This is a genomic window from Achromobacter pulmonis, assembly GCF_021733725.1.
Classification (GTDB): domain Bacteria; phylum Pseudomonadota; class Gammaproteobacteria; order Burkholderiales; family Burkholderiaceae_B; genus Achromobacter; species Achromobacter pulmonis.
The window spans coordinates 2279668-2304635 of sequence record NZ_JAIFOT010000001.1 but is presented as its reverse complement, the minus strand read 5'-3'; the positions used below and the strand labels follow the sequence as shown (position 1 = coordinate 2304635).

At 69.4% G+C, this 24968-nt stretch carries 23 protein-coding genes; 10 read left to right on the top strand and 13 right to left on the bottom strand.

Features of this window, described 5'->3' with window-relative positions; genetic code table 11:
- Positions 1–4: 4 nt before the first annotated feature.
- Positions 5–481: an Lrp/AsnC family transcriptional regulator gene (locus K2W61_RS10610; protein WP_175132780.1), complete on the bottom strand. Its 477-nt coding sequence runs from the start codon at positions 479–481 to the stop codon at positions 5–7.
- Between the two features lie 189 nt (positions 482–670).
- On the opposite strand from K2W61_RS10610, the gene K2W61_RS10605 reads away from it, so the two are divergent.
- Positions 671–1567, top strand: a complete 897-nt coding sequence (locus K2W61_RS10605) for an EamA family transporter (protein WP_175132781.1) — start codon at positions 671–673, stop codon at positions 1565–1567.
- A gap of 71 nt (positions 1568–1638) precedes the next feature.
- Here K2W61_RS10605 and K2W61_RS10600 read toward each other — a convergent pair whose 3' ends face one another.
- The 5 genes from K2W61_RS10600 to K2W61_RS10580 all read right to left on the bottom strand — a co-directional run bounded on the left by K2W61_RS10600 (position 1639) and on the right by K2W61_RS10580 (position 8257).
- Positions 1639–2622: a Bug family tripartite tricarboxylate transporter substrate binding protein gene (locus K2W61_RS10600; RefSeq protein WP_236755570.1), complete on the bottom strand. Its 984-nt coding sequence runs from the start codon at positions 2620–2622 to the stop codon at positions 1639–1641.
- A 118-nt stretch (positions 2623–2740) separates the two neighbouring features.
- Complete coding sequence (gene otnI / locus K2W61_RS10595) at positions 2741–3526, bottom strand: 2-oxo-tetronate isomerase (RefSeq protein ID WP_236755569.1); 786 nt, start codon at positions 3524–3526, stop codon at positions 2741–2743.
- 73 nt (positions 3527–3599) lie between these two features.
- Positions 3600–5717, bottom strand: coding sequence for a TonB-dependent receptor domain-containing protein (locus tag K2W61_RS10590; protein WP_175132876.1), 2118 nt, complete (start codon positions 5715–5717; stop codon positions 3600–3602).
- Positions 5718–5834: 117 nt separating this feature from the next.
- Positions 5835–6926 (bottom strand): M14 family metallopeptidase, encoded by a 1092-nt coding sequence (locus K2W61_RS10585; RefSeq protein ID WP_236755567.1) that lies wholly within the window; start codon positions 6924–6926, stop codon positions 5835–5837.
- Complete coding sequence (locus tag K2W61_RS10580) at positions 6926–8257, bottom strand: MFS transporter (protein ID WP_175132785.1); 1332 nt, start codon at positions 8255–8257, stop codon at positions 6926–6928. Before K2W61_RS10580 ends, K2W61_RS10585 begins: the two co-directional genes overlap by 1 nt.
- A 189-nt stretch (positions 8258–8446) precedes the next feature.
- On the opposite strand from K2W61_RS10580, the gene K2W61_RS10575 reads away from it, so the two are divergent.
- Both K2W61_RS10575 and K2W61_RS10570 read left to right on the top strand, forming a co-directional pair.
- Positions 8447–9367: a LysR substrate-binding domain-containing protein gene (locus K2W61_RS10575; protein WP_236755566.1), complete on the top strand. Its 921-nt coding sequence runs from the start codon at positions 8447–8449 to the stop codon at positions 9365–9367.
- Positions 9368–9416: 49 nt separating this feature from the next.
- Positions 9417–10124, top strand: a complete 708-nt coding sequence (locus K2W61_RS10570; protein WP_175141268.1) for a FadR/GntR family transcriptional regulator — start codon at positions 9417–9419, stop codon at positions 10122–10124.
- Between the two features lie 46 nt (positions 10125–10170).
- Here the strand turns inward: K2W61_RS10570 and otnK are convergent, their stop codons facing one another.
- From otnK to otnC, 5 genes are read right to left on the bottom strand one after another with little or no spacing between them, the layout of a single operon-like run.
- Complete coding sequence (gene otnK / locus K2W61_RS10565; RefSeq protein ID WP_175132788.1) at positions 10171–11433, bottom strand: 3-oxo-tetronate kinase; 1263 nt, start codon at positions 11431–11433, stop codon at positions 10171–10173.
- Positions 11430–12335: an L-threonate dehydrogenase gene (gene ltnD, locus K2W61_RS10560; RefSeq protein WP_175132789.1), complete on the bottom strand. Its 906-nt coding sequence runs from the start codon at positions 12333–12335 to the stop codon at positions 11430–11432. The genes otnK and ltnD overlap by 4 nt, the downstream gene beginning before the upstream one ends.
- Positions 12332–13309: a D-erythronate dehydrogenase gene (gene denD / locus K2W61_RS10555; protein WP_175132790.1), complete on the bottom strand. Its 978-nt coding sequence runs from the start codon at positions 13307–13309 to the stop codon at positions 12332–12334. The genes ltnD and denD overlap by 4 nt, the downstream gene beginning before the upstream one ends.
- Positions 13306–14097 carry a 2-oxo-tetronate isomerase gene (gene otnI, locus K2W61_RS10550; RefSeq protein WP_236755564.1) on the bottom strand — a complete coding sequence of 264 codons (792 nt, stop codon included), beginning with the start codon at positions 14095–14097 and terminating at the stop codon, positions 13306–13308. Before otnI (K2W61_RS10550) ends, denD begins: the two co-directional genes overlap by 4 nt.
- A gap of 31 nt (positions 14098–14128) precedes the next feature.
- The gene (gene otnC / locus K2W61_RS10545; RefSeq protein ID WP_175132792.1) at positions 14129–14767 is read right to left on the bottom strand and encodes a 3-oxo-tetronate 4-phosphate decarboxylase; all 639 of its coding nucleotides are present in this window, start codon (positions 14765–14767) and stop codon (positions 14129–14131) included.
- A gap of 318 nt (positions 14768–15085) precedes the next feature.
- On the opposite strand from otnC, the gene K2W61_RS10540 reads away from it, so the two are divergent.
- The 4 genes from K2W61_RS10540 to K2W61_RS10525 all read left to right on the top strand — a co-directional run bounded on the left by K2W61_RS10540 (position 15086) and on the right by K2W61_RS10525 (position 18953).
- Complete coding sequence (locus tag K2W61_RS10540) at positions 15086–15520, top strand: SecDF P1 head subdomain-containing protein (RefSeq protein WP_175132793.1); 435 nt, start codon at positions 15086–15088, stop codon at positions 15518–15520.
- Between the two features lie 284 nt (positions 15521–15804).
- Positions 15805–17250, top strand: a complete 1446-nt coding sequence (locus K2W61_RS10535) for a gluconate:proton symporter (protein ID WP_175132794.1) — start codon at positions 15805–15807, stop codon at positions 17248–17250.
- Between the two features lie 11 nt (positions 17251–17261).
- Complete coding sequence (locus K2W61_RS10530) at positions 17262–18125, top strand: serine hydrolase (RefSeq protein WP_175141271.1); 864 nt, start codon at positions 17262–17264, stop codon at positions 18123–18125.
- A 12-nt stretch (positions 18126–18137) separates the two neighbouring features.
- Positions 18138–18953, top strand: coding sequence for a carbon-nitrogen hydrolase family protein (locus tag K2W61_RS10525; protein WP_236755563.1), 816 nt, complete (start codon positions 18138–18140; stop codon positions 18951–18953).
- A gap of 62 nt (positions 18954–19015) precedes the next feature.
- Here the strand turns inward: K2W61_RS10525 and K2W61_RS10520 are convergent, their stop codons facing one another.
- Positions 19016–19633 carry a class I SAM-dependent methyltransferase gene (locus K2W61_RS10520; RefSeq protein ID WP_175132797.1) on the bottom strand — a complete coding sequence of 206 codons (618 nt, stop codon included), beginning with the start codon at positions 19631–19633 and terminating at the stop codon, positions 19016–19018.
- 279 nt (positions 19634–19912) lie between these two features.
- A complete protein-coding gene (locus K2W61_RS10515) occupies positions 19913–20179 on the bottom strand; it encodes a hypothetical protein (RefSeq protein ID WP_175132798.1) in 267 nt (88 codons plus the stop codon).
- Here K2W61_RS10515 and K2W61_RS10510 point away from each other — a divergent pair.
- Genes K2W61_RS10510 through K2W61_RS10500 form a run of 3 tightly spaced genes read left to right on the top strand, consistent with a single transcriptional unit; the run spans position 20171 to position 24947 of the window.
- On the top strand, positions 20171–21541 hold the full coding sequence (locus K2W61_RS10510) for a TolC family protein (RefSeq protein WP_236755561.1): 1371 nt from the start codon (positions 20171–20173) through the stop codon (positions 21539–21541). The genes K2W61_RS10515 and K2W61_RS10510 overlap by 9 nt on opposite strands.
- Positions 21538–23718, top strand: a complete 2181-nt coding sequence (locus tag K2W61_RS10505; RefSeq protein WP_236755559.1) for an ATP-binding cassette domain-containing protein — start codon at positions 21538–21540, stop codon at positions 23716–23718. Before K2W61_RS10510 ends, K2W61_RS10505 begins: the two co-directional genes overlap by 4 nt.
- A complete protein-coding gene (locus tag K2W61_RS10500; RefSeq protein WP_175132800.1) occupies positions 23715–24947 on the top strand; it encodes a beta-barrel domain-containing protein in 1233 nt (410 codons plus the stop codon). Before K2W61_RS10505 ends, K2W61_RS10500 begins: the two co-directional genes overlap by 4 nt.
- Positions 24948–24968 lie beyond the last annotated feature (21 nt).

Genomic DNA, 24968 nt, shown 5'->3' with positions numbered 1-24968 from the left:
CTTTCTATTCTTCGTCCGGCCGCGCCGTCGGCACGGCCAGCCCGTATTTCACGCGGTTCATCACCACCAGCGTCGAGAAGCGCTTCACATTCGGATCACCCCAGAAGTGGCGCTGCGCGAAGGCATCGTACTCCGCCATGTCGCGCACGGTCATGGTGACCACGAAATCCACTTCGCCCGTCACCGCCAGGCACTGCATGATCTCCGGCGCGCCGCGCATGGCGCGCTTGAAGCTGTCCAGCTTGTCGGCGCGCTCGCTTTCGAGCGACACCAGCACCATCATCATGATGTCGCGTCCCACCGCCGCCGGGTCCACTACCGACACGTCGCCCAGCACCGCGCCGGATTCACGCAGGCGCTTCATGCGGCGCAGGCACGATACCGGCGACAGGTTGACGCGCTCGGCCACCTCCTGGCTGGTGCGCTGGTTGTCTTCCTGCAGGCTCTGCAGGATCTGAAGATCGAAATCGTCTAGTTCCATGGGGTGTCTCGGACTGCGGCGGGCCAGGCCCGATGGGCCGGTTGAACGATTCTAAACGTCCCGCGCCGCGATCCGCCCCCCGAACTTGACGGGAAACTTCATTTGCAGCCCCCTCACCGCAGAAAATAATCAGGCGCCTTGCTTACACTGGGAAGCCGTCGCCCCTGATTTTCCTGTAGCCGCAACACCATGACCGCCACCGCCCTGCCCTCCGCACGCGACGCCTCCGTCTCCACCCTGATGCCGACCCTGTCGCTGATCGGCGCCATGGCCTCGCTGTGCATCGGCACCTCGTTCGCCAAGTCGCTGTTTCCCGAAGTGGGCGCCCAGGGTACGACGGCCTATCGCATCGTCATCGGCGCCATCATCCTGATCGCGTTCTGGCGCCCGTGGCGCTTTCCGCTGACGCGGCGCAACGCCGCCAAGATCGCGCTGTACGGCGTGACGCTGGCCTGCATGAACCTGCTGTTCTACATGGCGCTGCGCACCCTGCCGCTGGGCGTGGCCATCGCCATCGAATTCACCGGGCCGCTGACCCTGGCGGTGGCGCTGTCGCGGCGCGCCATCGACTTCGTCTGGATCGCCTGCGCCCTGGCCGGGCTGCTGCTGCTGATCCCGACCGGCCAGTCCATGCACGACCTCGACCCCGTCGGCATCGCCTACGCGCTGGGCGCGGCGGTGTGCTGGGCGTTGTACATCATCTTCGGCAAGAAGGCCGGCAACGTGCATGGCGGCCAGGCCACCTCGCTGGGGTTGCTGGCGGCCACCATGGTGGCGCTGCCGGTGGGCGCGGCCCACGCCGGCATGGCGCTGCTGGACCCGAAGCTGATCCTGGCCGGCATCGCCGTCGGCATCCTGTCCAGCGCCCTGCCCTATTCCCTGGAAATGGTCGCCCTGCGGCGCCTGCCGCAGAAGACCTTCGGCGTGTTGCTGAGCATGGAGCCCGCCATGGGCGCGCTGGCCGGCGTCATCGTGCTGCACGAGCACCTGTCCGGCACGCAGTGGCTGGCGATCTGCGGCATCATCATCGCCTCGGCCGGCTGCGCCGCCACCGCGCGCCGCCAGAACCGCGCCGCCTCGGCGTAGACCGCGCCTCCGTCACGCCAAGCCCCGCCACCGGCGGCCTTGGCCCGGCAGGCGAAGCGGCGCGCGCGGTCTCAATCCACCGAGATATTCTTCTTGCGGATGACCACGCCCCAGTTCTCGTACTCGCGGCGCGCGTAATCGTAGAAGTCGTTCGAGGAACTGCCCATCGGCTGCATGCCTTGCAGCCTGAGCTGCCGGGCCACCTCGGGCGCTCGCAGCGCCGTCTGGATCGCGCCGCTGAGCTTGTCGACCACCGCCTTCGGCGTGCCCGCCGGCGCCACCACGCCCTGCCAGGCGGTGGCCTCCAGCGGCGGCCCGCCGGCCTCGCCGAAAGTCGGCACATCCGGCAACTGTTCCGAACGCGCGTTCGCGGGCACCGCGATGGCGCGCAGCTTGCCCGCCTGGATCAAAGGCCGCGCGGCCGCCAGGTCGGCCATCATCAGCGGCACCACGCCCGCCGCCACGTCCTGCAAGGCCGGCGGCGTGCCTTTGTACGGAATCGCGGTGGCCTTGGCGCCGAACAGCGACAGGAACAGCTCCATCGCCAGGTGGTGCGGGCTGCCCACGCCCAGCGAGGCGTAGCTGGCCGACTTGTCGTCCGACAGGTACGCCATCACCTCCGGCAGGTTCTTCAGATCGGAAGCCGGCGAGGCCACCAGCACGATCGGCAGTGCCACCAGCGTCGAGACCGGCCTCAGATCCTTCCAGGGGTCATAAGGCAGTTGCTTGTACAGCCACGGGTTCAAGGCCAGCGTGCTCATGCCCGCAGTCATCAGCGTATAGCCATCGGGCGCGGCGCGCGCGGTTTCCTGGGCCGCCACGATGGTGGCCGCCCCGGGCCGGTTCTCCACCACCACCGGCTGGCCCAGCGTCTGGCTCACATGTTTGGCGACGATGCGGGTGGCCAGATCGCTGCCGCCGCCGGCGCTGAATGGCACCAGCCAGCGGATCGGACGGTCGGGGAATTCGCCGGCCAGCGCGGGCGCGGCGTGCGCGGCGAATGCCGCCACGGCCGCGGCGCCCAGCACGCGGCGCATGAAGCCTCTTCTGGACATGGGGTTGTCTCCTGGTGTTCTTGATTTAATTAACATATTAACTATATTTTCGGCGCGACGCGACAGCCGCGATCACGGTCATGACGCGCCGGCACGAAAGCGACCGGAACCCACGCGCTCAGGCGCGCGCCGCGGCCAGCCAGCCCAGGCCGGCGCGGGTGCCGGCGGCGGGACGGTACTCGCAGCCGATCCAGCCGGTGTAGTCCAGCTCGCGCAGCACCTGGAAAATCCAGCCGTAATCCAGCTCGCCCCGATCGGGTTCCTGGCGCAGCGGCACGCCGGCGATCTGCAGGTGCCCAACCCGCCCGGTGGGCAGGTACTGACGCAAGCGGGCGGTGACATCGCCCTCGACGATCTGGCAGTGGTACAGGTCCATCTGCACTTTCAGGTTGGGCGCGTTGACCGCCTGCACCACCTGGTGGGCCTCGTCCTGACGATTGAGGAAATAGCCGGGAATGTCGCGCGTGTTGATGGGTTCGATCAGCAGCGTCACGCCCGCCGGGCGCGCCTGGCGCGCGGCCCAGTCCAGGTTCTCGCGGTAGCAGTCCAGCATGGGCGCGCGCGCCGCGCCCTCGGGCGCCACGCCGGCCATCACATGCACCTGGGCACAGGCCAGCGCGGCGGCATAGTCCAACGCCTGCTCGATGCCGGCGCGAAATTCGGCCTGGCGCTCGGGCAAGGCGGCCAGGCCCCGCTCGCCGCGCGCGGTCACGCCGGGCGGCGCGTTGAACAATACCTGCGACACCCCCGCGTCATCCATGCGCGCGCGCACGGAAGCGGCGGGCGCTTCGTAGGGAAACATGCATTCAACCGCCGCGAAGCCATCGGCGGCCGCGGCCGCATAGCGGTCCAGGAACGCATGTTCCTGGTACATCATCGACAGATTGGCGGCGAACTTCAGCATGGCGCACTCCGGGGCGGGCGGGATGGCGGGAACTTAGCACATCCCTCGGCCCGCGCAGTCCGGCCGCGCCGCCTCAATAGGTCAGGCGCATACCCAGCATCACGCTGCGCCCGGGCAGCGGCGCCACCGACGAAATGAACGAGGCGTGGTTGTAGGCCAGCTTGTTCAGCAGATTGGTGCCGCGCAGGTAGACCTCGTAGCCCGTGGCGCCATAGCGGCCGCGATAGGCCACCACCGCATTGACCATGTTGTAGCCCGGCGTGCTGCTTTCATAGGCAGCGATATCCTTCTGCGAAAACACGCGCGCATACTCGACGCCGCCCGACCACTGCTGCCACTTGACGTTGCCGCGCAGACCGGCGCGCGCCGCCGGGATGCGCGGCAGGTTGCCGTCGCCGCCGGTCAGCTTGCCGCGCACGTAGTCGCCGAACACCGCCGCCGAGAACACCGGCGTGAACTGGTGCCGCAGCTCGCCTTCGACGCCGGTGAACTCGGCGTCGCGCTGGGTGTACTCGATCAGGCGGAAGTCCTCGTAGCGGTCCAGCGTATTGGCGTAGATGTAGTTCTTGACGCGGTTGTGGAACACGCTGGCCGAGAAGGTCGTGTCGCCCGCATGCTTGCGCAGGGTCAGGTCGATATTGTGCGAGGTCTCGCGGCCCAGGCCCGAGTTGCCCAGTTCATAGGTATTGGTGGCCAAGTGCACGCCATCGGCGTACAGCTCCTGCGCGGTCGGCAGGCGCTGCGAACGCGACAGCGACAGGGCCACGGAGTACTGCGGCGCGAAGTCCCAGATGGCGGCAGCCGACAGCGAGGTGCCCGACAGGCTGCTGCGCGAGGCGCCGCCGGACGGCGCGATGCGCTGCCAGTCCTGGCGCGCACCGACCTCGAAACGCCAGTCGTTCAGCTGGTACTCCTCCAGCACGAACAGGCCGTTCGAACGCGTGCGGCTGCGCGGCAGGAAGGCTTCCTCGCCGTCGGCGCGGAAGTCGCTGTAGGCGTTCTGCAGCCCGATTACGCCGCGCCAGCCGGCCACCGGCTTGTGCTGCAATTCCACGCGCAGGTCGTAGCCCTTGTTCTTGAAGCGGGTGCCGACCTGGCCGCCCTCGATCTCGTCGTGCTGGTAGTCGGTCAGGCCGCCGCGCACGCGGATCTTCTCGAAACCGGCGAACGGGTCCTGGTATTCGGCGCGCAGGTCCAGGCGGTTGCTGCGCAGTTTGACGTAGGGCACACCGCCATGTTCGTGATCGTGGTCATGGTCGTGGCCTTCCTCGCCTTCTTCGTCATGATCATGGTCATGGCCGCCGCAATGCAGGTGCGTGCCGTGCGGATGGCAGCCTTCGTATTCGTGATTGTGGCCGGGCAGGCCGTACTTGCTTTCCAGGTGCGTGAAGGCCAGGCCGACATAGCCGCGCGGCGTGATCCACGACATACCGACCGTGCCCTGCGAGGACTCGCTGTACGACCCCGCCAGTTTGCCGCCGGGCCAGTCCGGCACGTCGTAGTCGCTGGTGCGCCGCTTCATGCCCTCGACCCGCACCGCAAACTGCCCTTGGCCGGCGGTAATGCCGACCGCGCCCGCGCGCTCCTTGGTGCCGGTGGCGCCGCGCAGCTCGGCTTCCATCTCCACGCCCTTCTCCGGCACGGCGGTGGGAATCTTCTTGTCCACCACGTTCACCACGCCACCGATCGCGCCGCCGCCGTACAGCAGCGTGGCCGGGCCGCGCAGCACCTCGATGCGCTCGGCCAGCAGCGGCTCCACCGTCACCGCGTGGTCGGGCGAAATGCCGGACGCGTCCATCACCTCGGAACCGTCGGACAGCACCTTGACGCGCGGCGCGGTCTGGCCACGGATCACGGGCCGGCTGGCGCCGCCGCCGAAGGTATCGCTGTTCACGCCCGGCAGGCTCTTGAGGGTCTCGCCCAGCGTGCCGGCGCGGCGCTCGATCAGTTCATCGCCTTCCAGCACGGAAGCCGGCAGCATGGTGCTGTTCAGGTCCAGGCCCAGCGGATTGGCCGACACCGTGATCGGCGCCAGCGTGCGGCTGCGCGATGCATCGGCTTCGGTCTCGGCCTGCGCCACCGGCGCGGCCAGCATCAGGGAACAAACCAGGGGCTTGAGCGCCCGCGTGCCGCGCATCCCTCCTGCCCGCGCCGTGCCACGCCTTCCCCGCCACCCCTGCTTTCCCTGCATCTTGCTTGCCATTTTTTACCTCTTGGATGTTATATCATTACAAAAAACTGAAAGATGATATAACATCTCAATGACAATGCAAGCCGATCCGTGGCGGATCGGCCCTGCCGGCCGGCGTCAGTCCGCCGCCAGGCCCAGCACGGCTTGCAGCACCGCCACGCGGCTCTGCCCGAGCACCGCGCCATGCCAGTCCGGCGCGTCGCAATAGAACGCCTCCAGCGTGGCGCGCAGGATCTGGTCACGCAATGCCGGCGGGGCATCGGGATGCGCGCGCAGCCAATTGCGGCCCCGCAGCGCATCCACCACCTGCTCGGACGGCTGTGTGCCGTATTCCAGCGCCATCAGCGTCGGCACCGCGTCCGGGCAGGCCTGGTACATCAGGCCCGCCAGGTGCCCGGTGATGTCCACCGAGGCCGACGTGCCCTGGTACGGCACGGCGATGTCGGCGCCCCACCATTGGCGCGCGCGCGCCACTTCGGCCTCGTCGCGGCGGCCGGCGTAGATCTTCTCGCCATGGCCGCGCGGCCCCAACCCCGTGTGCACGTCGATCCAGCCGATCTGCCTGTATGCGGCCGCATGCTCCTGGAGGATGCGGCGCAGGTTCGACAGCGAGGCGGCCGGGCGGTCGCCGCCATAGAACAGGCCATCGGCATGCGTGTATTGCCCGCGGGTGACGGCCTGCTTGAAGGCCGGCAGGCCGTTTCCGGCGATGTAGGCGGCGATCTGCTCGCGGTTGCTGTCCGACGGCGGCCACTGCTCGGGCAGCAGCAATTCGTGGATGCGCCCGTACTCCGGATTGGCCGGCAACGGCTGCCCGTCAAAGGGCTGCGCGTTGCGGTTCAGGTCGACATTGCCTTCGTCGGTGCGCGCGAGCCACGAGAAGCCATGCGGATTCACCGCATGCACCAGCAGCAGCGCCACGCCGGCCAGGCGCGCGCGCTCCAGCATCTCGGCGTCATCCAACAGCGCCAGCTGGCAACCCGAACCACAGAAGCCTTCCACGCCGTGGGTCGCGGACGTCATGATCAGCAGCCGCGTGGCATCCTGGTCGCCGATCAGCGCCACATCGGTGGCAAGATCCTCGCCCTCGCGCCCCTTGGGCGTGATCGGATAGGACTCGAACTGCGTGGCCAGCGGCCGGGCCGCGGCGGCAAAGCGCGCCCGCGCCTCGGCGTAGCTGCGGGAAAAATAGGGCGTAGCGGATTGCATCAGGCCTCCTGGTTGTCGATATCGTCGCCGGTGCGGTCGCGGATCCAGAACAGCACCACTGTGGAAAGCGCCACCGCCACCATCAGATACCAGGCGGGCGCCATGGGATTGCCGGTCACGTGCAGCAACCAGGTCACGAAGAACTGGGCAAAGCCGCCGAACACGGAAATCCCCAGGCCGTACACCACCGACATGCCGGTGGTGCGCACGGATTTCGGGAACAATTCAGGCAACATGGTGATGCCGGGCGCCGATTGCAGCGCCAGCAGGATCGACAGCAGCGCCACCACCAGCATCAGCCGCGCGCTGCTGGGCGCGGCGATCAGCCATTCGAAACACGGCAGCAGCACCGCCACCGTCGTCACCCTCGACCAGAAGATCACGCGCTTGCGTCCCACCCGGTCGGCCAGCTTGCCGACCAGCGGCGCGAACAGGAAGCCCACCGCCCCCACCACCACGCTGGCCGACAGGGTCGAGGTCGCCGGCAGCCCCAGTTCGCGGTGCGCGTACGACGGCATGTAGAAGCCGATGATCTGCGCGCACACCATGCCGCCGATCATCAGCAGGATGCCTTTGGCGACTTCGGTCTTGTGTTCGGCGAAGATGCGGCGCAGCGGCTGGTGGCCGGCGGCGCGCGGCCGGCGCGCATCCGGCTCATCGGCGTGCAGCGTCTCTTCCAGATTGCGGCGGATATAGGCGCCCACCGGCACCGTCAGGATGCCGATCACGAACGGCACGCGCCAGCCCCAGGCCTGCATCTGCTCGGCGGTCAGCGCGGCGGTCAACGTCCCCACCACGACGGCGCCCAGCGCCACGCCAAGCGACTGGCTGCCGAACTGCCAGCTGGAATAGAACCCGCGCCGCGACGGCGGCGCATGCTCGACCAACAGCGTGGTCGAGGCGCCCACCTCGCCGCCGGCGGCAAAGCCCTGGATCAGCCGCGCCAGCACCATCATCACCGGCCCCAGCGCCCCCATTTGCGCATGGGTCGGCGCCGCCGCGATCAGCGCGCAGCCCAGCCCCATCAGCCACAACGTCAAGGTCATGGCGGCGCGGCGGCCGTGGCGGTCGGCGTAGGAGCCGATCAGCATGCCGCCCACCGGCCGCATCAGGAAGCCGACGCCGAAGGTGGCCGTGGTCAGCAGCAATTGCCCGTAGCTGGAGGCCGCCGGAAAGAACAGCGGCCCGATGACCAGCATCAGGAAGGTGAAGACGGTGAAGTCGAAGAACTCCAGCGCGTTGCCGATGGTGGTGCCGGCGATGACCCGCCGGCGCATGGATGGCGTATGCAGGCTGCGCGCGCTGGCGCCGGCCGCGATGGCGATGGACATGTGTTCCCCTTGATGTCGGATCTGTATGCCGGCCCGTGTTTCCGGAAGCCGTGCCAGGCCCGCCCATTCCGGAGCGGGCGCGGCCGGCGCGCCGCAGCCGGAAGCGGCGGGTGCTAGTGAATATACGGATGGCCGCCGAAACGCGAAAGACAGTATTTTTGCTGCGGTGATGACTTTTGCTTATACCCCTTGCCCGCGCCCATGAACCTGCGCCAGTTGCGCGCCTTCGTGCTGATCGCCGAACACGGCAGCATCCGCGCCGCCGCGCGCGCCCTGTGCGTGACTCAGCCGGCGGCCACGCGCAGCCTGCGCGAACTGGAACAGAGCCTGGGCGCCGAACTTGTGCGGCGCAGCGCCAAGGGCGTCGAGCTGACGTCCTACGGCCAGGCCCTGCACAAACGCGCCGTGCTGATCCTGCAGGAAGCGCGGCGCGCGCAGGAAGACATCGACCAGATGCGCGACGGCGAAGGCGGCACGCTCAACCTGGCCATCAGCTCGTCGGTGCTGCCGATCCTGCCGGCCGCGCTGGCGGCGTTCCGCGCCCGCATGCCGCGCGTCGCGGTGGCCTTCCATGAGGTCGCGCCGCCCTACAGCCACGAACAGCTGGAAACAGGCCGCTACGACCTGGTGGTGCAGACCGAATACGACGGCGACATCTACGACGGCTTTGCCCGCACCACCCTGTTCACCTTGCCGCTGGCGGTGGGCGCGCGTGCCGACCACCCCCTGCGCCATGCCACCGATCTGGCCGAACTGCGCGACCTGCTGTGGTTGATGCCCGGCAATACGCAGACGCCCACCAACCTGCTGCGCCTGGCCTACACGGAACGCGGCCTGCCGCCGCCCGCAGACGTGATCCCTTGCCAGTCCATCGCCATCGCCCTGGCGATCCTGGGGCAGAGCGACGCCGTGGGTTTTTTCGTGCGCAATGGCCTGCACCGCGTGCTCGCGCCCACGTCCTTGTGCATCCTGCCGCTGGCGCACCCGCTGCCGGCGGCGCGGGTGTCGATCCTGACGCGGGCCGATTCGCCGCCGACGCCGGCCGCGCAGTTTTTCATCGACTGCCTGAACCGCGCGCGCGCGGCGGCCGGAACCGGCGGGTTATCATGAAGCCCCTGTTCCGAGGCGGCGCCGCGCCCCGCTTTCACGGCCCCATGCCATGGCCTTTCCCCGACTCCACACCCCCCCCACGCTGACCGACACGGTGGCCAAGCAGTTGCTCGCCGAGATCGACGCGGGCCGCGTGCAGCCTGGCGAAAAACTGCCCACCGAAACCCGCCTGGCCGAGCAGTTCGGCGTCAGCCGCACCGTCATCCGCGAAGCGGTGTCACGGCTGCGCCAGGACGGCATCGTCGAGGCGCGCCAAGGCAGCGGCGTGTTCGTCACCGGCCAAGGCGGCAACCGCGCGCTGCGCATCGACGCGGCGGAACTCGACTCGCTGGACGCGGTACTGCACATCGTCGATCTGCGCCGCGCGCTGGAAACCGAAATCGCGGCGCAGGCGGCGGCGCACCGCGGCAAACGCGACATGGCGGCCATCGACCAGGCGCTGGCCGCCATCACCACGGCGGTCGACAACGGCGGCGACGGCGTCACTGAAGACGTGGCCTTCCACCGCAGCATCGCCCGCGCCACCGGCAATCCGTATTTCCTCGCCACCCTGGCCTTCGTCAGCCAGTATCTCGAAGCCGCCACCCGCGTCACGCGCGGCAACGAGGCGCGTCACGCCGACCAGATGCGCGCGGTGCTGCGTGAGCACGAAGCCATTGTCGACGCCATCCGGCGCCAGGACGCGGAAGCGGCGCGCGAAGCCGCCCGCATCCACATGGTCAACGCCGCCAAGCGACTGCGCCAGGCGCATCGCTGAACACGCCGGCCCGCGCAGGCGCGGCGTCCGGACCAGCGGTCGATCGTCAGGCGTCCTGAAGGAACGCCCGCGTGAAGAAATCGACGCCGCCGAAGTTGCCTGACTTCAAGGCGATGCTCATACGCGCTTGCACCGCCTGCGCATCGCCGGCGCACCACGGCACCCCCGGGTCGATCTGCTCGCCGATCGCCAGTTGCGTCAAGCCCAACGCCTGCACCACCGCGCCCGAGGTCTCGCCCCCGGCGACGATCAGCTGCCGCACCCCGAGCCGCGCCAGGCCCGCCGCGATCCGCGCGATGGCGTCCTCGACCAGGGCGCCGACGCGCGCCGCGCCCAGGCTGGCCTGCGCCGCCTGCACTGCGTCGGGCCGGGCCGTCGAATAGATCAGCAGCGGGCCGCCGGACAGGCGCGGCGCGGCCCAGGCCAGCGCCTGCGCCACGACGTCCTCGCCCGCGGCGATGCGCAAGGGATCGAGCGCCAGCGCCGGCCGGCCCTGCGCGATGAACGCCGCCACCTGGCCCTGGGTCGCGCTCGAGCAGCTGCCCGCCACCACCGCCTGGGCGCCCGGCTCGCGCGGCAATGCGGCGGCCGCGCCCGGCGCCAGGCCCCAGTTTCCGGGCAGGCCGATCGCCACGCCCGACCCCGCCGTCACCAGCGGCATGTCCTTGAGCGCCGGCCCCAGCGCCAGCAGGTCGTCATTGGAGATAGCGTCGACGATGGCGATCTCCACCCCCTCCCGCCGCAGCGCGTCGATGCGCCCGCGTATCGCGCGGCTGCCGCGCGCCACCACCGCGTAGTCGATCAGGCCGACCTTGCGCCGGGTCTGCGCCGCCAACACACGCACCAGGTTCGGATCGGTCATCGGCGTCAGGGGATGATGCTGCATGCCCGACTCGTTCAGCAGCACGTCGCCGGCGAACAGATAGCCCTTGAACACCGTGCGCTTGTTGTCGGGAAAGGCCGGCGTGGCAATGGTGAAATCCGTGTCCAGCGCCGTCATCAGCGCATCGGCGACCGGGCCGATATTGCCCTGCGCCGTGCTGTCGAAGGTCGAGCAATACTTGAAATAGATCTGCCCGGCGCCCTGCGCCCGCAGCCAGGCCAGCGCCGCCAGCGATTGCGCCACCGCCTCGGCGGCGGGCAGCGTGCGGGTCTTGAGCGCCACCACCACCGCGTCCGCCGGCGTCTCAAGCGCCCCGTCCGGCACGCCAATGGTCTGCACGCTACGCATGCCGGCGCGCACCAGGTTGTTGGCCAGGTCGGTGGCGCCGGTGAAGTCGTCGGCGATGCACCCCAGTTTGATCGTCATGCGGACTCCGGCAAAGTGATTCCGGGAAAGATCTTGATGACCGCGCTGTCGTCCTCGCGGCCGTGGCCGGCGGCAGACGCCTGCATGAACATCTGGTGCGCCGTGGACGCCAGTGGCAACGGAAACTTGCTGTGGCGCGCCGTGTCCAGCACCAGCCCCAGGTCCTTCACGAAAATGTCCACCGCCGACAGCGGCGTGTAGTCGCCCGCCAGCACGTGAGCCATACGGTTCTCGAACATCCAGCTATTGCCGGCGCTGTGGGTGATGACTTCATACAAGGCGTCGGCGTCGACCCCTTCGCGCAGGCCCAGCGCCATGGCCTCGGCGGCCACGGCGATGTGCACGCCGGCCAGCAGCTGGTTGATGATCTTGACCTTGCTGCCCGCGCCGGCTCGCTCGCCCAGCCGGTAGACCTTGCCCGCCATGGCCTCCAGCACGTTGCCGCAGGCGGCATAGGCAGCCGGGGTGCCGGCGGTCATCATGGTCATCTGGCCCGCCGCGGCCTTGGCCGCGCCGCCGGAAATGGGCGCATCCAGGTAGTGGATGCCCAGCGCCGCCAAGCGCGCCTCCAGCGCGCTCGACCAGGCCGGGTCCACCGTCGAGCACATCACGAACACGCTGCCGGGCCGCAGGGCGGCGGCAATGCCGCCCTCGCCGAACAGCACGCTCTCGGTCTGCTGCGCGTTCACCACCACGCTGACCACCACGTCGCAGGCGCCGGCCATGTCCGCCAGCGTTGCGCAGGCCACGCCGCCCTGCCCGGCGAACGCCGCCGCCACGCCGGGCCGGATGTCGTAGGCATGCACCCGGCAGCCGGCGCGCCGCAGGCTCTGCGCGATGCCCGCGCCCATCGCGCCCAGGCCGATCACCCCGACCGCGCGCGCTTCGTTGTCCTGGCTCATACCTTCCCCCGCAAGTCGTCAGCGATATAGGCGCGGATGATCTCGGCGAAATCGCCGTCGCCCGCCAGCCCCAGGCGCGCCGCGCGCGCCGTGTCCCAGCGCCCCGGCCAGCTGCCGACGATGGCCTGCACCCGCGCGTCCGCCTGCCAGCCGACACGGTCGGCCACCGCATCGCCCGCGATCTCGCGCAAGGCCTGCACCATTTCGGCCGCCGTCACCGACACCCCCGGCAGGTTGATGGGCCGGCGGTCCGCCACCGCCGCCGCGTCCAGCTCGCAGCCGGCGATCAGCGCCTGCACCGCGCGGCGCGGCGACAACAACCACAGGCGCGTATCCGCATCCACCGGGCACGCCGCCGGCTCGCCGTTGAGCGGTTCGCGGATGATGCCGCTGGCGAACGACGAAGCCGCCGCGTTGGGCCGGCCCGGCCGCACGCTGATGGTGGGCAGCCGCAGCGCGCGGCCATCGACGAAGCCGCGCCGCGTGTAGTCGGCCAGCAGCAGTTCGGCCATCGCCTTCTGCGTGCCATAGGAGGATTGCGGATTGAGCGCGGTGTCGTCGCGCACCGTTTCCGGCAGGGCGCCGCCGTACACCGCCACCGAACTGGTGAACACCACGCGCGGCCGGTGGCCGCGCTGGCGGCAGGCTTCCAGCAATGCGCGCGAAGCATCCAGGTTGATGCGCATGCCCAGGTCGAAATCGGCCTCGGCCTGGCCGCTGACGATGGCCGCCAGGTGGAAGATCACCGCCGTGTCGGCGCCGATCAGCGCTTGCAGGCAGGCCGGGTCCGCGACGTCGCCCTCGATCGACCGCACCCGCGTGTCGTTCAGGGCATCGGTCCGGGCCACATCGAGCAGGTCGATCTGGGTGATGGGCGCGGGCCCGCCCGCCAGCGCCAGGCGCCCCTGCTCCAGCAGCTTGCGCGCCAGGCGCTGTCCCAGGAAGCCGGCGCCGCCGGTGATCAGTATCTTCATCGCTCGCCTCCCGCGAGATAGGGTTTGGCCCAGCCCAGCCCCGCCGTGGTGGCGCCCCGGGGCCGGTATTCGCAGCCGATCCAGCCCGCATAACCCAGCGCGTCGATCAGCGCCAGCAGATAGGGGTAATTCAGTTCGCCCAGGTCGGGCTCGTGGCGGTCCGGCACGCCGGCGATCTGGATATGGCCGATGCCCGGCATATCGCGCCGCAGCTTCACCGCCAGGTCACCCTCGACGATCTGGCAGTGGTAGCAATCGAATTGCACTCGCAGATTGTCGGCGCCAACCTCGGCGCGGATGGTCTGCGCCTCGTCCTGGCGGGTCAGGAAGTAGCCGGGCATGTCGCGTGGATTGATCGGCTCGATCACGATGGTCACGCCGGCCGTGGCGGCGGCGCGAGCCGCGCGTTCCAGGTTGCGCAGATAGACCTGGCGGTGCGCGGCGCGGTCCTGCCCGGCCGCAACCAGGCCCGCCATCACATGCAGGCTGCGGTTGCCCAGTGCCGCCGCATACGCCAGCGCCTGGTCCAGGCCGCGCTGGAACTCGTCTTCGCGGCCCGGCAATGACGCGATCCCGCGCTCGCCGCCGGCCCAGTCGCCCGGCGGCGCATTGAACAGCGCCTGCGTCAGTCCATGGCTGTCCAGGCGCGCGCGGATCTCGGCGGCCGGATGGTCGTAGGGAAACAGGAACTCCACGCCCTGGAAGCCATCGCGCGCGGCGGCGGCGAAGCGGTCCAGGAATGGGTGTTCCGCATACATCATGCTCAGGTTGGCGGCCAGGCGCGGCATGTCGGCTCCTTCAGGTTGCGCGGGGCGCGGGTCAGTAGCGCGCCCCGAACACGGCGCGCAATTCCTCGATGGCGGTCTCGGACAAGGGCGCCGGGCGCGGCTCGGACATCAGCCACAAGCGCGCGGTTTCTTCCAGTTCCTCCAGCGCGTAAGCGGCGTGCGACACCGAGCGTTCCCACACCACTGGCCCCAGGCGCTCGAACAACACCCCGCGCACCTGGCCGGCCAGCGCCGCCACCTGCGCGGCCGCCGCGGGATCGCCGGGGCGGCGATAGGCTATCAGCGGAATGCGGCCCACCTTCATCACCTGATAGGGCGTGATCGGCGGCAGCACCTCGTCCTGGCGCCAGACACCGGCCAGCGTCAGCGCCACCAGATGCGTCGAATGCGTATGCACCACGCCGCGCGCGGCCGGATCGGCCTGGTAGATGCCCTGGTGCAGCGCCAGCGTCTTGGATGGCTTGCCGCCCGAGACCGGGTTGCCGGCCAGATCGACCTTGGCCAGCTCGGCCGGATCGAGCCGGCCCAGGCAGGCGTCGGTCGGGGTGATCAGCCAGCCGTCATCGAGCCGGGCGCTGATGTTGCCAGCCGCGCCGACGGTGTAGCCGCGCTGGTAAAGGCTGGCGCCGACGGTGCAGATTTCCTCGCGGATACGGGCTTCCGGCGTCATCGCGCACCGCCCGCGACACGCTCATGGGCAATGGAAGGAACTTGCGGCATGCGAATCTCCCTGGAAATATTCATCGGGTCATCATACAAATTTTGCCGAAATTCCCGGTAGCGGGATTACCCGGTAAGACGATGCGCCGTTCCCCCGGGACGGACGCTCATGGCGCGTAGCGGGAATCGCAGCGCAAGGGCGCCTTGAGCGAGTCACTTCCTGGCCGGCGGCAGACAATGCCAGCGTTCGCATACAAGTCGTAATATGCGCCCGCCCCGCTCGGGCTAGGATGCCATCATCGATCCGTCCGCCAACCGGAGCCCGCCCATGTCCACCTTCCGATCCTTCGCATGTGCCGTCCTGCTGCTGGCCGCCGCCGCGTCCCACGCCGAAAGCGTGGCCCTGCGGGCGGAGAAGGCCACCGCCGGCGTGGACCCGCAAACGTCCACACGCTATGTCGACGTGGTGCTGCACCCCGACAGCCGCCAGGCCCTGGCCGACTTCACCCGCGATCGTGTCGGCAAACGCATCCAGCTGCGCTCCAATGGCGTGCTGCTGTCCTCGGCCACGCTGCAAAGCCCGCTCGAAGGCGATAGCTTCCGCATCGTCGCGGGCCAACACGGCTTTGCCGGCAAATCCGCCGACGAGATCGCCCGCGGCATCATGTCCGGCGGCGGCCTCACGGTGGACGACGAAAGCAGCACGCCGGGCGACATCCCCACCCGGTCCGTCAAACGGCCCGCTCGACCCTCTGGCGGTTAAGCCGGCCCGCGCCCGATCGCGGCCAGGTCGATACGACGGACCTGAAGGCCATAACCAAAGGTTATGCCCGCACCCCGACCATGCATTTGAACCCGCCCCGCCTCGCGCCCACACTCTCACCGTCCGCGCCAGGCCATCCATTACACGCCCGGCCGCTCGGACGGCAACCGCTGGAAACCCACGCCTGCAGCAATCGCAAGGCGGGGTCACAACAATAGGCCAACACCCGCCGGACGCGCAGCGCGCCACGGCCAGGCCACAGAGACGATAGGGACGGAGAAGACATGACCTCATTGGCACAGACGGCGGCGGCGCCACGCCCGCCCGCCGGCAACCCGCTGCACCCGCGCCGACGCAATGCCGCCATCGCGGTATTCCTCGTGGGGCTGGCCATCGCGCTGTACACCCACTATGCCCTGCCCGGCCAGACCAGCCTGTGGGGCCTGACGCCAGTGCTGGTGTTCGCCATCATCGCGCTGCTGGGCGTGGACATCGTGCTGTCCACCATTGCCGCCATCGTGCTCGGCGCCATCATGACGGGCACCACGCCCATCGCCATGAGCAAGCTGCTGGCCGAATCGCTGGGCTCCTTCATCGCGGTGGTCGGCCTGATCATCGTACTGGGCGCGGGCGTGGGCGAAGTCGCCTCGCGCACCGGCGCCGCCGAACAGATGGTGCGCGCCATCGTGCGCCGCATCGGCCTGTCGAACCAGGTGCGCGTGCGCCTGGGCATCATGGTGACCTCGACCCTGATCTGCGGCGCGCTGGGCACCCTGGCCGGCGGCAACGCCATCATCGCCGCGGTGGTCATCCCCATCGCCGCCGCCGTGCGCCTGTCGCCGCCCACGGTTGCCGCCTTGTTCCAGACCGCCGGTTCCGCCGGACTGGTACTCGGCCCCTTCACGCCCAACGTGGTCACGGTCACCGGCCTGACCGGACTGAGCTACCCGCAGTACCTGATGGTGGCCGGCATCCCGATGGCCGTGGCCACGCTGCTGGCCGGCTGGTTCATGTCGGGCCGCATCCAGAAAAAGACCGAGGCCCGCCACCAATACGAGGAGGCCGGCGCCGGCGCGGCCGCCTTCGACCTCGATGCCGCGCCCTCGCGCGGCGCCCTGCGGGCGGCGTGGGCATTCTGCCTGACCATCATCCTCCTGGCGGTCGTCGGCGTGCTCGCCAAGGCGGGCTATGCCTTCGCCATCATCGTCATGGTGGCGCTGGCCACCACCACCGGACTGGCCGGCGGCATGGGCCCGCGCGCGATACTGCAAGCCATGTACGCGGGCGCCGGCAAGCTGATCTGGATCTTCTTCCTGTTCTGGCTATTCAACCCGGTGCTGGTGCTGGTGGACCAACTCAACGCCTATCACGCCGTGCTGGACCTCGCGACGCCGTACCTGGCCGGCATCAGCGGCGCCATGCTGTGCGTCATCGTGCTGTGGTTCAACGTCATCGGCCACATCCCCGGCGCGGCGGTCGCGCAGATGACCTTTACCGCCAAGATCTTCGGCCCGCTGCTGGCGGCCGCCGGCGTCGGCCCCGCGGCCACCACGGCGGTCATTCTCGGCAGCTCGCAGATCGATTGGTTCGGCCCCTTCCCCACTTCCGACATGTTCGGCCAGATGGGCCTGGCGCGCTCCGGCGAACTCAAATACATGCTCTACAACGGCTGGGCGGTGATCCTGGTGAACCTCTGCCTGTTCTCGTCGCTGTTCTTCTTCCTGGTCTGAGGAGATCAACCATGTTCCCCTTGGGATCGCAGCCGCTGGACCACGACGCCTTGCGCCAGCATCTCGACGCGACGCTGACGCCCTTGCTCGCGGCCACGCCCGCGCGGGTCTCGCTGAGCCTGCGCGATCTGGACGGCGGCGTCGTGCTCGCGCATCACGCCGAGCGCGCGCAACCGGCAGCCAGCATCATCAAGGTGCCCATCCTGCTGACGCTGCTCGCGGCGGTGGCCGAAGGCCGCTACACGCTCGAACAACCGCTGGCCCTGCCCGCGCGCGCCGACCGCGCCGGCGGCACCGGCATTCTTGCCCAGTTGCCCGGCGTCACCGCCCTGTCGCTGGCTGAACTGGCGCGCCTGATGATCGTGCTCAGCGACAACGTCGCCACCAACGCGCTCATCGATCTGCTGGGATTCGACGCGGTCAATCAATGGAACCCGGCCGCCGGGCTCACGGCCAGCCGCCTGCAGCGCCGCATGATGGACGCCGCTGCGCGCGAAGCCGGCCGCGACAATTTCACCAGTGCCGGCGATGCCACCGCCGCGCTCTGCTGGTTGCTGCGCGACGGCGCGCTGCCCGCGCCCTTGCGCGCCTTCGCGCTCGATGTCCTGGCCGACCAGCGCGAACGCGCCCACTTCGGCGCCGCGCTCCCCGCCGCGGCCCATCTGGCCAGCAAGGCCGGCCAATTGCCCGGCCTGCGCCATGACGCCGGCATCCTCACCGTCGATGACTGCAGCGTGGTGTTGGCGGTCCTGGCCGACGGCTTCACCGACTGGCAAACCGCGCACACGCTCCACGGCGGCGCGGGCGCCGCCCTGCTGGGCCAGATCGCGCGCGCGGTCGCGCTGGGGCTGAAGGCCCAGGCGCAGGCACACTGACAAGGAACCCGCATGTCCATCCGAGTCGCAGCCCTCCAGCTCGACAGCCGCCAGGATCGCGCGGCCAATCTGGCCGCGCTGGAACGCGCAATTGCCGCCGCGGCCGACGACGGCGCGCAGCTCATCGTCACGCCCGAATACAGCGACGTGCGCGGCGCCACGCCCACGCTGCGCGCCGCCGCCAGCCCGATCCCCGGCGAAGTCACCGCGCGCATTGCGGCGCTGGCGCAACGCCACGCCTGCTGGATCCACCTGGGTTCGATGCATGAGCGCTTGGCCGGCGAGGACCGGCTCGGCAACACCGGTGTCACCTTCGCGCCGGACGGCGCCATCGCCGCCACCTACCGCAAGGTGCATCTGTACGACGCGGTGGTCGATGGCACGCCCTACCGCGAGTCCGCCGACTTCGCGCCCGGCGCGCACCTGCAAACGGTCGCCGCGGCCGGACTGACGCTGGGCCTGAGCATCTGCTACGACCTGCGCTTTGCCGAGCTCTACCGCGCCCTGCGCACGCGCGGCGCCAATGTGCTGGTGGTGCCGGCAGCCTTCAACCTGCACACCGGCCGCGACCATTGGGAACCGCTGCTGCGCGCCCGCGCCATCGAGAACCAGTGCTACGTGATCGCCGCCGCGCAGATCGGTGGCGACGGACCGGGCCTGCCGTGCCTGGGCCGCAGCATGATCATCGACCCCTGGGGCACAGTGCTGGCCTGCATGCCGGACCGCGCCGGCCACATCACGGCCGACCTCGATCCGCAGCGGGTGGCCACGCTGCGCGCCGCCCTGCCGGCCTGGGAACACCGGCGCATGGATCTCTACCCCGGTTGATTCGACGCCGGCCGCCGCGCCCGCGCGCGGCGCGTCCGCTCGACGGACCGCTGGCCCCCCCGTCAGCCAACCTTGCGGCAAAAGCAATAGATATGCCGGAAAGGGTCGTCCACCATATGGCGCGACGCGTGCACCCCCTCGATGTCGGGCACGAACTCCTCGAACCCGCCATCCACCACCACCGGAAAGGGCGTGCGCTCGGGTAGATCGTTGTAGCCCAGCAGCAGCACGCCGCCGGGCTTGAGCACCGTATGGCATTGCGCCAGCAGGCGGCGTAGGCCCGCCTCGCCGTCAATGCCCGCGCCCAGCACACCGTTGGCGATCACCACGTCGAAGCGTTCCGCGCCGTAGTGCGCCGCCATCTCCAGCGCATCGCCGACCCAATGCCGCCCAGGGCGCCCGTAGACGGCGTTGCGCGGCAGGATGTCGAGCGAATGGAAGTTCGCGCGCAGCAGCCGCGGGTAGTGCCAGTTGTGCTTGTCCAGGCCGAGGAACAGCAGGTCCTGTGATCCGCCCGCGCCTTCGGCCAACCGGTTCAGGTAGCCGAAGATGCGCTGTTCCAGAAATACCCGGTTGGGCGCATCCAGCCGGAAGTCGACCCCGCAGCGTTCGGCCAGCGCGGGCGACAGTCTGAACAGTCCCCGCTTGCCGATGTACTTCACCTTGCGTATGCCTTTCATTGCGTTCCCCCATTGATTCTCAACAGACGTGGGGGACCATGTTTGCCGACCCGGCGCGGCGAAATCAATATGTTTGACAACAATGCGCCCGACATTCCCGCTCACTCCGTCCGACATAACGCAAGCGTGCAATACGCAGCAAAAAGTGCGGCTGAAAGTTTCAATAGAGCCCGCTGCTATGGGTTCGCATCAAGATCGATTCAGTATCGGACTGATCTGCGGATTTTCCGTGCATTAATGAGCATAGACTCACTTCTGCCGAAAAATCCTGGCCGTTCTTCAGCAACGTTGAACGCGCCCGGCCATCGGCGCCAATTGCCGTTCGGCGACCTCGCCAGACAAAAACCACTTCAATGGCTGAGCGGCAAATGTCCAACCGTGGATGATCAAATCCACCCAACCAAAAAAGATCACTTTGTCCGTCAGAAGGTGGACCGGCACATGCATCAAGCCAATAGAAAAATACCTGGATGCAACCAGGAAAAAAAAGCGGTCCCATATCGGCGTCGTGATGATGTCTCGCGCTCTGAGTCCCTGATGGATCACGCGCCGCGCCCCGCCCGGCCCCGCCGGCCTGGCGACCGGCTGTGCAAGTTGGCGTGCTGCGCGCGCATTCTGGCGGCGCTGTCCGCGTCGGCCGGCGCGTGCGCCGTCCACGCCACGCAACCGGCGCCCGCGGCCCACGCCGCGACAGCCACGGCATCCAAGCCCGCCGTTACCTTGCAGGCCCTGGTCAACGCCGCCGTCACCGGCCATCCGCTGGCACGCGCCGCCGCGCAGGAAGTGGCGGCCGCCAACGTCGATGTGGATGCCGCACGGCGCCACTGGTGGCCGGCGGCTTCCGTGGTCATGGAATCGCACTCCACCTCGCCTAATTCCCCCGCCGCGCGCGGACTCCAGCTCGAACAGACCCTGTGGGACGGCGGCCAGCTCAACGCCAACATCGACCGCGCGCTGGCCGACGCCAGCAAGAGCGAAGCGCGCATCTTGTGGCAGCGTCAGCAACTGGCGCTGCAGGTGATCGGCGCCTGGCAGGCCCTGATCAGCGCCCGCGACAAGGTCGCGGTGGCGCGCGAAACCATCGCCCTGCTGCATGGCTACGAAGCACAGATCCGCCGCCGTGTCGCGGCCGACGCATCGCCTGCCGTGGACGTCGAACTGGCCTTGTCGCGCCTGCGGCAGACGGAAGTCGACCTGGCGGCCGCGCGCTCCAGCTTGCGCCTGGCCGCGCAACGCCTGGAACAATTGACCGGCTTGCCGGCACTGGACGAAGACGCCGACGCCTTGCCCCACTGGCCCGACCCGGCCACGGTCAAGGCGGTCGCGGCGCGCCTGCACGCCCAGGACCTCGCCACCCTGGCGCGTGACAGCGCCGCCGTGCAGATGGCGCGCAGCGACGTGGCGGCGATGCAGGCCCAGCTCGAAGCCAAACACGCGCAGCGCTGGCCCACCGCCTACCTGCGCGTCAACAAGCCCTTGGGCGATTCCTACCCCGGCGCCGGCACCGATCGCGGCACCTCGGTATTCGTGGGCATCCGCTATACACCCGGCGCGGGCTTCGCAACCGGCATCGAGGCCGATGCGATCAACGAACGCGTGGCCGCGGCCGGCCAGTCGGTCGAGGCGGCCTGGCTGGAGCAGCGCGAGGCCATGTACGGCGACGTCGACCAATACCTGTCAGCGCAACGCCAGCTGACGGCGCTGCAAAGCGCGGTCGCGGGCTCGCGCCACGTGCTGGACTCCTATTCCCGGCAATTCACCGCCGGCCGCAAATCCTGGATCGACCTGCTCAATGCCGTGCGCGAGCTGGCGCAGAACCAGTACGCCGCGGCCGACTCCCAGGCTGCGCTTGCCGCCTCGATCTATCGCCTGCAGGTGCGCCTGGGCGAAACGGAGTTGCAGCCTTGAGCCGACCCGCGCAGGTAAAAACCGCCCTCGACTCGCTCGCCTGGGCCTTGAGCCGGCTGGCCGCAATGCAGGGCACGGCGCTCGATCCCATGCGGCTGCGATCCGGCCTGCGGCTGTGCGAGGCCGCGCCGCTGGCGATCGGCCAGCTTGAACTGCTGTGCCGGCATCTCGGCGTGGACGCGCCGCAGCTGCTGGCCGCGCCCGATCCGGCGCACCTGCCGCTGCTGTGCCACCTGCAGGACGACCGCTGGGGCATCGTGACGGAACTGGCGCCCGGCGGCGATTGGACCGTCGATTGCGGCACGGGCGCCGTGATGGTCGCGGGCCCGGCCCTGGCCGACCGCTGCATGCGGCTGCGGCTGGCCGAAGCGCCGTCCGGCGCCGAGGCCGCAGGCGTGCATGCCGGCCCCGCCGGCAACGCGTCGGCGGCCTCCTTCGGCGCGCGCCGCAACGCGGCCATCCGGCCGCATCGCGGCGCGCTGATCGAGGCCTGCGCGGGGTCGGTCATGATCGGCCTGCTGGCGCTGGCTACCTCCATGTTCTCGATGCAGGTCTACGACCGGGTCATCCCCACGCGCGGCGAATACACGCTGTTCGTGCTGGCCTGCGGCGTGCTGGTCAGCGTGCTCATCGAACTGGCCGTCAAGATCGCCCGCGCCCGGGTCATGGACCACGTGGTTGTCGGCGTCGATGGCATGCTGTCGCGCGACATCTTCCATCGCCTGATGCAGGTGCGCATCGACCAGATGCCGGCCTCGGTGGGGTCGTTGGCCGCGCAGATCCGCGGCTATGAACAGGTGCGCGCCTTCTACACGGCGTCCTCGCTGTTCGCGCTGGTGGACCTGCCCATGGCGCTGGTGTTCATCGCCATCGTGATGGCGCTGGCCACGCCGCTGGTGGGCCTGGTGCTGCTGGCCTTCGCGCTGGCCGCGCTGTTCATCGGCCTGTCGTCGCAGCGCCGCGTGGCGCGCCAGGCCAAGGAAGGCGCCGGCTATGCCAACCTCAAGACCGGGCTGCTGGTGGAAGCGGTCGAAGGCGCCGAGACCATCAAGGCCGGCGCCGGCGGCTGGCGCTTCCTGTCGCGCTGGCTCGAAGTCAGCGCGCAGACCATCGTCAACGATCTCAAGCTGCGCCATCTCAGCGAAAACGTCGGCTACCTCGGCGCATCGGTGCAGCAGCTCAGCTACGCCTGCCTGATCGTCGCGGGCGCCCTGGCCGTCATGCATGGCGAGATGACCACCGGCGCGCTGATCGCCTGCTCCATTCTCAGCGGCCGCATCCTGACCCCGATCCTGCAGGTGCCCGGCCTGTTGGTGCAACGCGCCCACGCGCTGGCCGCCGAAGAGGGGCTGGAACGCCTCTATCAATTGCAGACCGACAACCACGGCGTGCGGCGGCCGCTGGTGCCCGAGCGGCTCGAAGGCCGCTTCCTGCTCGAAGACGTATCGTTTGCCTATGGCGACAATCCGCCCGCGCTGCGCGTGCCGCGCCTGCTCATCACGCCCGGCGAGCGCATCGCCGTGATCGGCCCCATCGGCTCGGGCAAATCGACACTGCTGCGCCTGCTGACCGGCATGTACCTGCCGCAATCGGGCCGGGTGCTGCTGGACGACCTCGATCTGTCGCACATCAGCCGCCAGGTGCTGAGCCGCCGGATCGGCTACCTGCAACAGGATCATCGCCTGTTCCAGGGCTCGCTGCGCGAGAACCTGCTGATCGGCCTGCCCGATCCGGGCGACGAGGAAATCCTGCGCGCCATGCGCCGCACCGGCATGGATCGCATCGTCGCGGCCCACCCCAAGGGCCTGGAGCGGCCCATCGTCGAAGGCGGCCGCGGCCTGAGCGGCGGGCAGCGCCAGTTGGTCGCGTTCACCCGCCTGCTGCTGTGCAAGCCCGGCATCATCCTGCTGGACGAACCGACCGCCTCCATGGATGACGACCAGGAGCGCCGTTGCCTGGGCGTGCTGGCCGAAGAGGCGCAGGCCGGCGCCACGCTGGTGATGGTGACGCACAAACCCACCGTGCTGTCGCTGGCCGACCGCATCGTGGTCATGGTCGGCCACGGCATCGTCAAGGACGGGCCGCGCGACGCGGTGCTGGCGGGCCTGGGCGTCAGGCGCCAGGGCGAGCCGCGCGTGACCGCTGTCGCGCCCGGCATCGCGGGAGCATCGTCATGAAGCGCGCAGCCATGGTGCCGTCCCGGCCCAAAGCCGGCGGCACGCCGGTGATCGTGGGCGAAGTCTGGCAGGCGCTGTCGCTGCTGCCGCCGCGGCAGCGCGCGCGCTGGTGCCTGCGCGCCATGTTCGCCGGGCTGTGCGTGCTGGTGGCCTGGGCCGCGGTGGGCAAGATCGACCAGGTCACGCGCGCGCCGGCGCAGATCATCGCGGCGGCGCGCACCCAGGTCATCCAGTCGCCCGACGGCGGCATCGTGACCGAGCTGCATGTGCACGAGGGCGACACCGTGCGCGCCGGCGACGTGCTGGTGACCTTGCAGGAAGCGCGCGCCCGCGCCGCGGTGTCCGACAGCAACGCCAAGGTGGCGGCGCTGCGCATCACCCTGGCGCGCCTGCACGCCGAGGTCTACGGCAAGCCGCTGGTGTTTCCCGACGACCTGCGCGGCTACGACGACTACATCCGCAACCAGCGCGATCTCTACAAGAAGCGCCGCACCGCGATCGAAGGCGACCTGGCCGCGCTGGGCAACATGCTGAAGCTGTCGCGCCAGGAACTGGCCATCAACCGCAAGCTGGTGGCCACCGGCGACGTCAGCCAGGCCGAGATCCTGCGGCTGCAGCGGGCCGTGGCCGACATCCAGGCGCAGATGACCAACCGCCGCAACAAGTACTTCCAGGATGCCCAGGCCGAAATGACCAAAGCGCAGGAAGACCTGACCACCCAGACCGAGCAGTTGCGCGACCGCAGCCAGGTGCTGGAGCAGACGCGCCTGACCGCCACCGCCGACGGCATCGTCAACAACATCCGCGTCAACACCATCGGCGGCGTGGTGCGTCCCGGCGAGACGGTCATGGAAATCCTGCCGACCCGCGGCGACCTGCTGGCCGAAGCGCGCGTCAGCCCGGCCGACATCGCCTTCGTCAAGGTGGGCCAGCGCGCCAACGTCCGCATCGACGCCTACGACGCCTCCATCTTCGGGGCCATGCAGGGCGAGGTCAGCTACATCAGCCCCGACGTGCTCCAGGAAGAAACCCGCCAGGGACCGGCGCATTACTACCGCGTGCGCATCCTGATCCGCGAGGCGGAATTCAAACACCATTCGGCCGAGCAGATCCTGCTACGCCCGGGCATGACCGCCAGCGTCGACATCAAGGCGCGCGAACGCACGGTGCTGCAGTACCTCGCCAAACCCATCACCAAGGGATTGCAGCAGTCGCTGGGCGAACGCTGATTCCTACATACCGGGGCCGCC

What these genes read in the sequence shown, in the direction of transcription:
- K2W61_RS10610 (WP_175132780.1), bottom strand. Translation starts at nt 481, where the DNA reads ATGGAACTAGACGATTTCGATCTTCAGATCCTGCAGAGCCTGCAGGAA.
- K2W61_RS10605 (WP_175132781.1), top strand. Translation starts at nt 671, where the DNA reads ATGACCGCCACCGCCCTGCCCTCCGCACGCGACGCCTCCGTCTCCACC.
- K2W61_RS10600 (WP_236755570.1), bottom strand. Translation starts at nt 2,622, where the DNA reads ATGTCCAGAAGAGGCTTCATGCGCCGCGTGCTGGGCGCCGCGGCCGTG.
- otnI (WP_236755569.1), bottom strand. Translation starts at nt 3,526, where the DNA reads ATGCTGAAGTTCGCCGCCAATCTGTCGATGATGTACCAGGAACATGCG.
- K2W61_RS10590 (WP_175132876.1), bottom strand. Translation starts at nt 5,717, where the DNA reads ATGCAGGGAAAGCAGGGGTGGCGGGGAAGGCGTGGCACGGCGCGGGCA.
- K2W61_RS10585 (WP_236755567.1), bottom strand. Translation starts at nt 6,926, where the DNA reads ATGCAATCCGCTACGCCCTATTTTTCCCGCAGCTACGCCGAGGCGCGG.
- K2W61_RS10580 (WP_175132785.1), bottom strand. Translation starts at nt 8,257, where the DNA reads ATGTCCATCGCCATCGCGGCCGGCGCCAGCGCGCGCAGCCTGCATACG.
- K2W61_RS10570 (WP_175141268.1), top strand. Translation starts at nt 9,417, where the DNA reads ATGGCCTTTCCCCGACTCCACACCCCCCCCACGCTGACCGACACGGTG.
- otnK (WP_175132788.1), bottom strand. Translation starts at nt 11,433, where the DNA reads ATGACGATCAAACTGGGGTGCATCGCCGACGACTTCACCGGCGCCACC.
- ltnD (WP_175132789.1), bottom strand. Translation starts at nt 12,335, where the DNA reads ATGAGCCAGGACAACGAAGCGCGCGCGGTCGGGGTGATCGGCCTGGGC.
- denD (WP_175132790.1), bottom strand. Translation starts at nt 13,309, where the DNA reads ATGAAGATACTGATCACCGGCGGCGCCGGCTTCCTGGGACAGCGCCTG.
- otnI (WP_236755564.1), bottom strand. Translation starts at nt 14,097, where the DNA reads ATGCCGCGCCTGGCCGCCAACCTGAGCATGATGTATGCGGAACACCCA.
- otnC (WP_175132792.1), bottom strand. Translation starts at nt 14,767, where the DNA reads ATGACGCCGGAAGCCCGTATCCGCGAGGAAATCTGCACCGTCGGCGCC.
- K2W61_RS10540 (WP_175132793.1), top strand. Translation starts at nt 15,086, where the DNA reads ATGTCCACCTTCCGATCCTTCGCATGTGCCGTCCTGCTGCTGGCCGCC.
- K2W61_RS10535 (WP_175132794.1), top strand. Translation starts at nt 15,805, where the DNA reads ATGACCTCATTGGCACAGACGGCGGCGGCGCCACGCCCGCCCGCCGGC.
- K2W61_RS10530 (WP_175141271.1), top strand. Translation starts at nt 17,262, where the DNA reads ATGTTCCCCTTGGGATCGCAGCCGCTGGACCACGACGCCTTGCGCCAG.
- K2W61_RS10525 (WP_236755563.1), top strand. Translation starts at nt 18,138, where the DNA reads ATGTCCATCCGAGTCGCAGCCCTCCAGCTCGACAGCCGCCAGGATCGC.
- K2W61_RS10520 (WP_175132797.1), bottom strand. Translation starts at nt 19,633, where the DNA reads ATGAAAGGCATACGCAAGGTGAAGTACATCGGCAAGCGGGGACTGTTC.
- K2W61_RS10510 (WP_236755561.1), top strand. Translation starts at nt 20,171, where the DNA reads ATGGATCACGCGCCGCGCCCCGCCCGGCCCCGCCGGCCTGGCGACCGG.
- K2W61_RS10500 (WP_175132800.1), top strand. Translation starts at nt 23,715, where the DNA reads ATGAAGCGCGCAGCCATGGTGCCGTCCCGGCCCAAAGCCGGCGGCACG.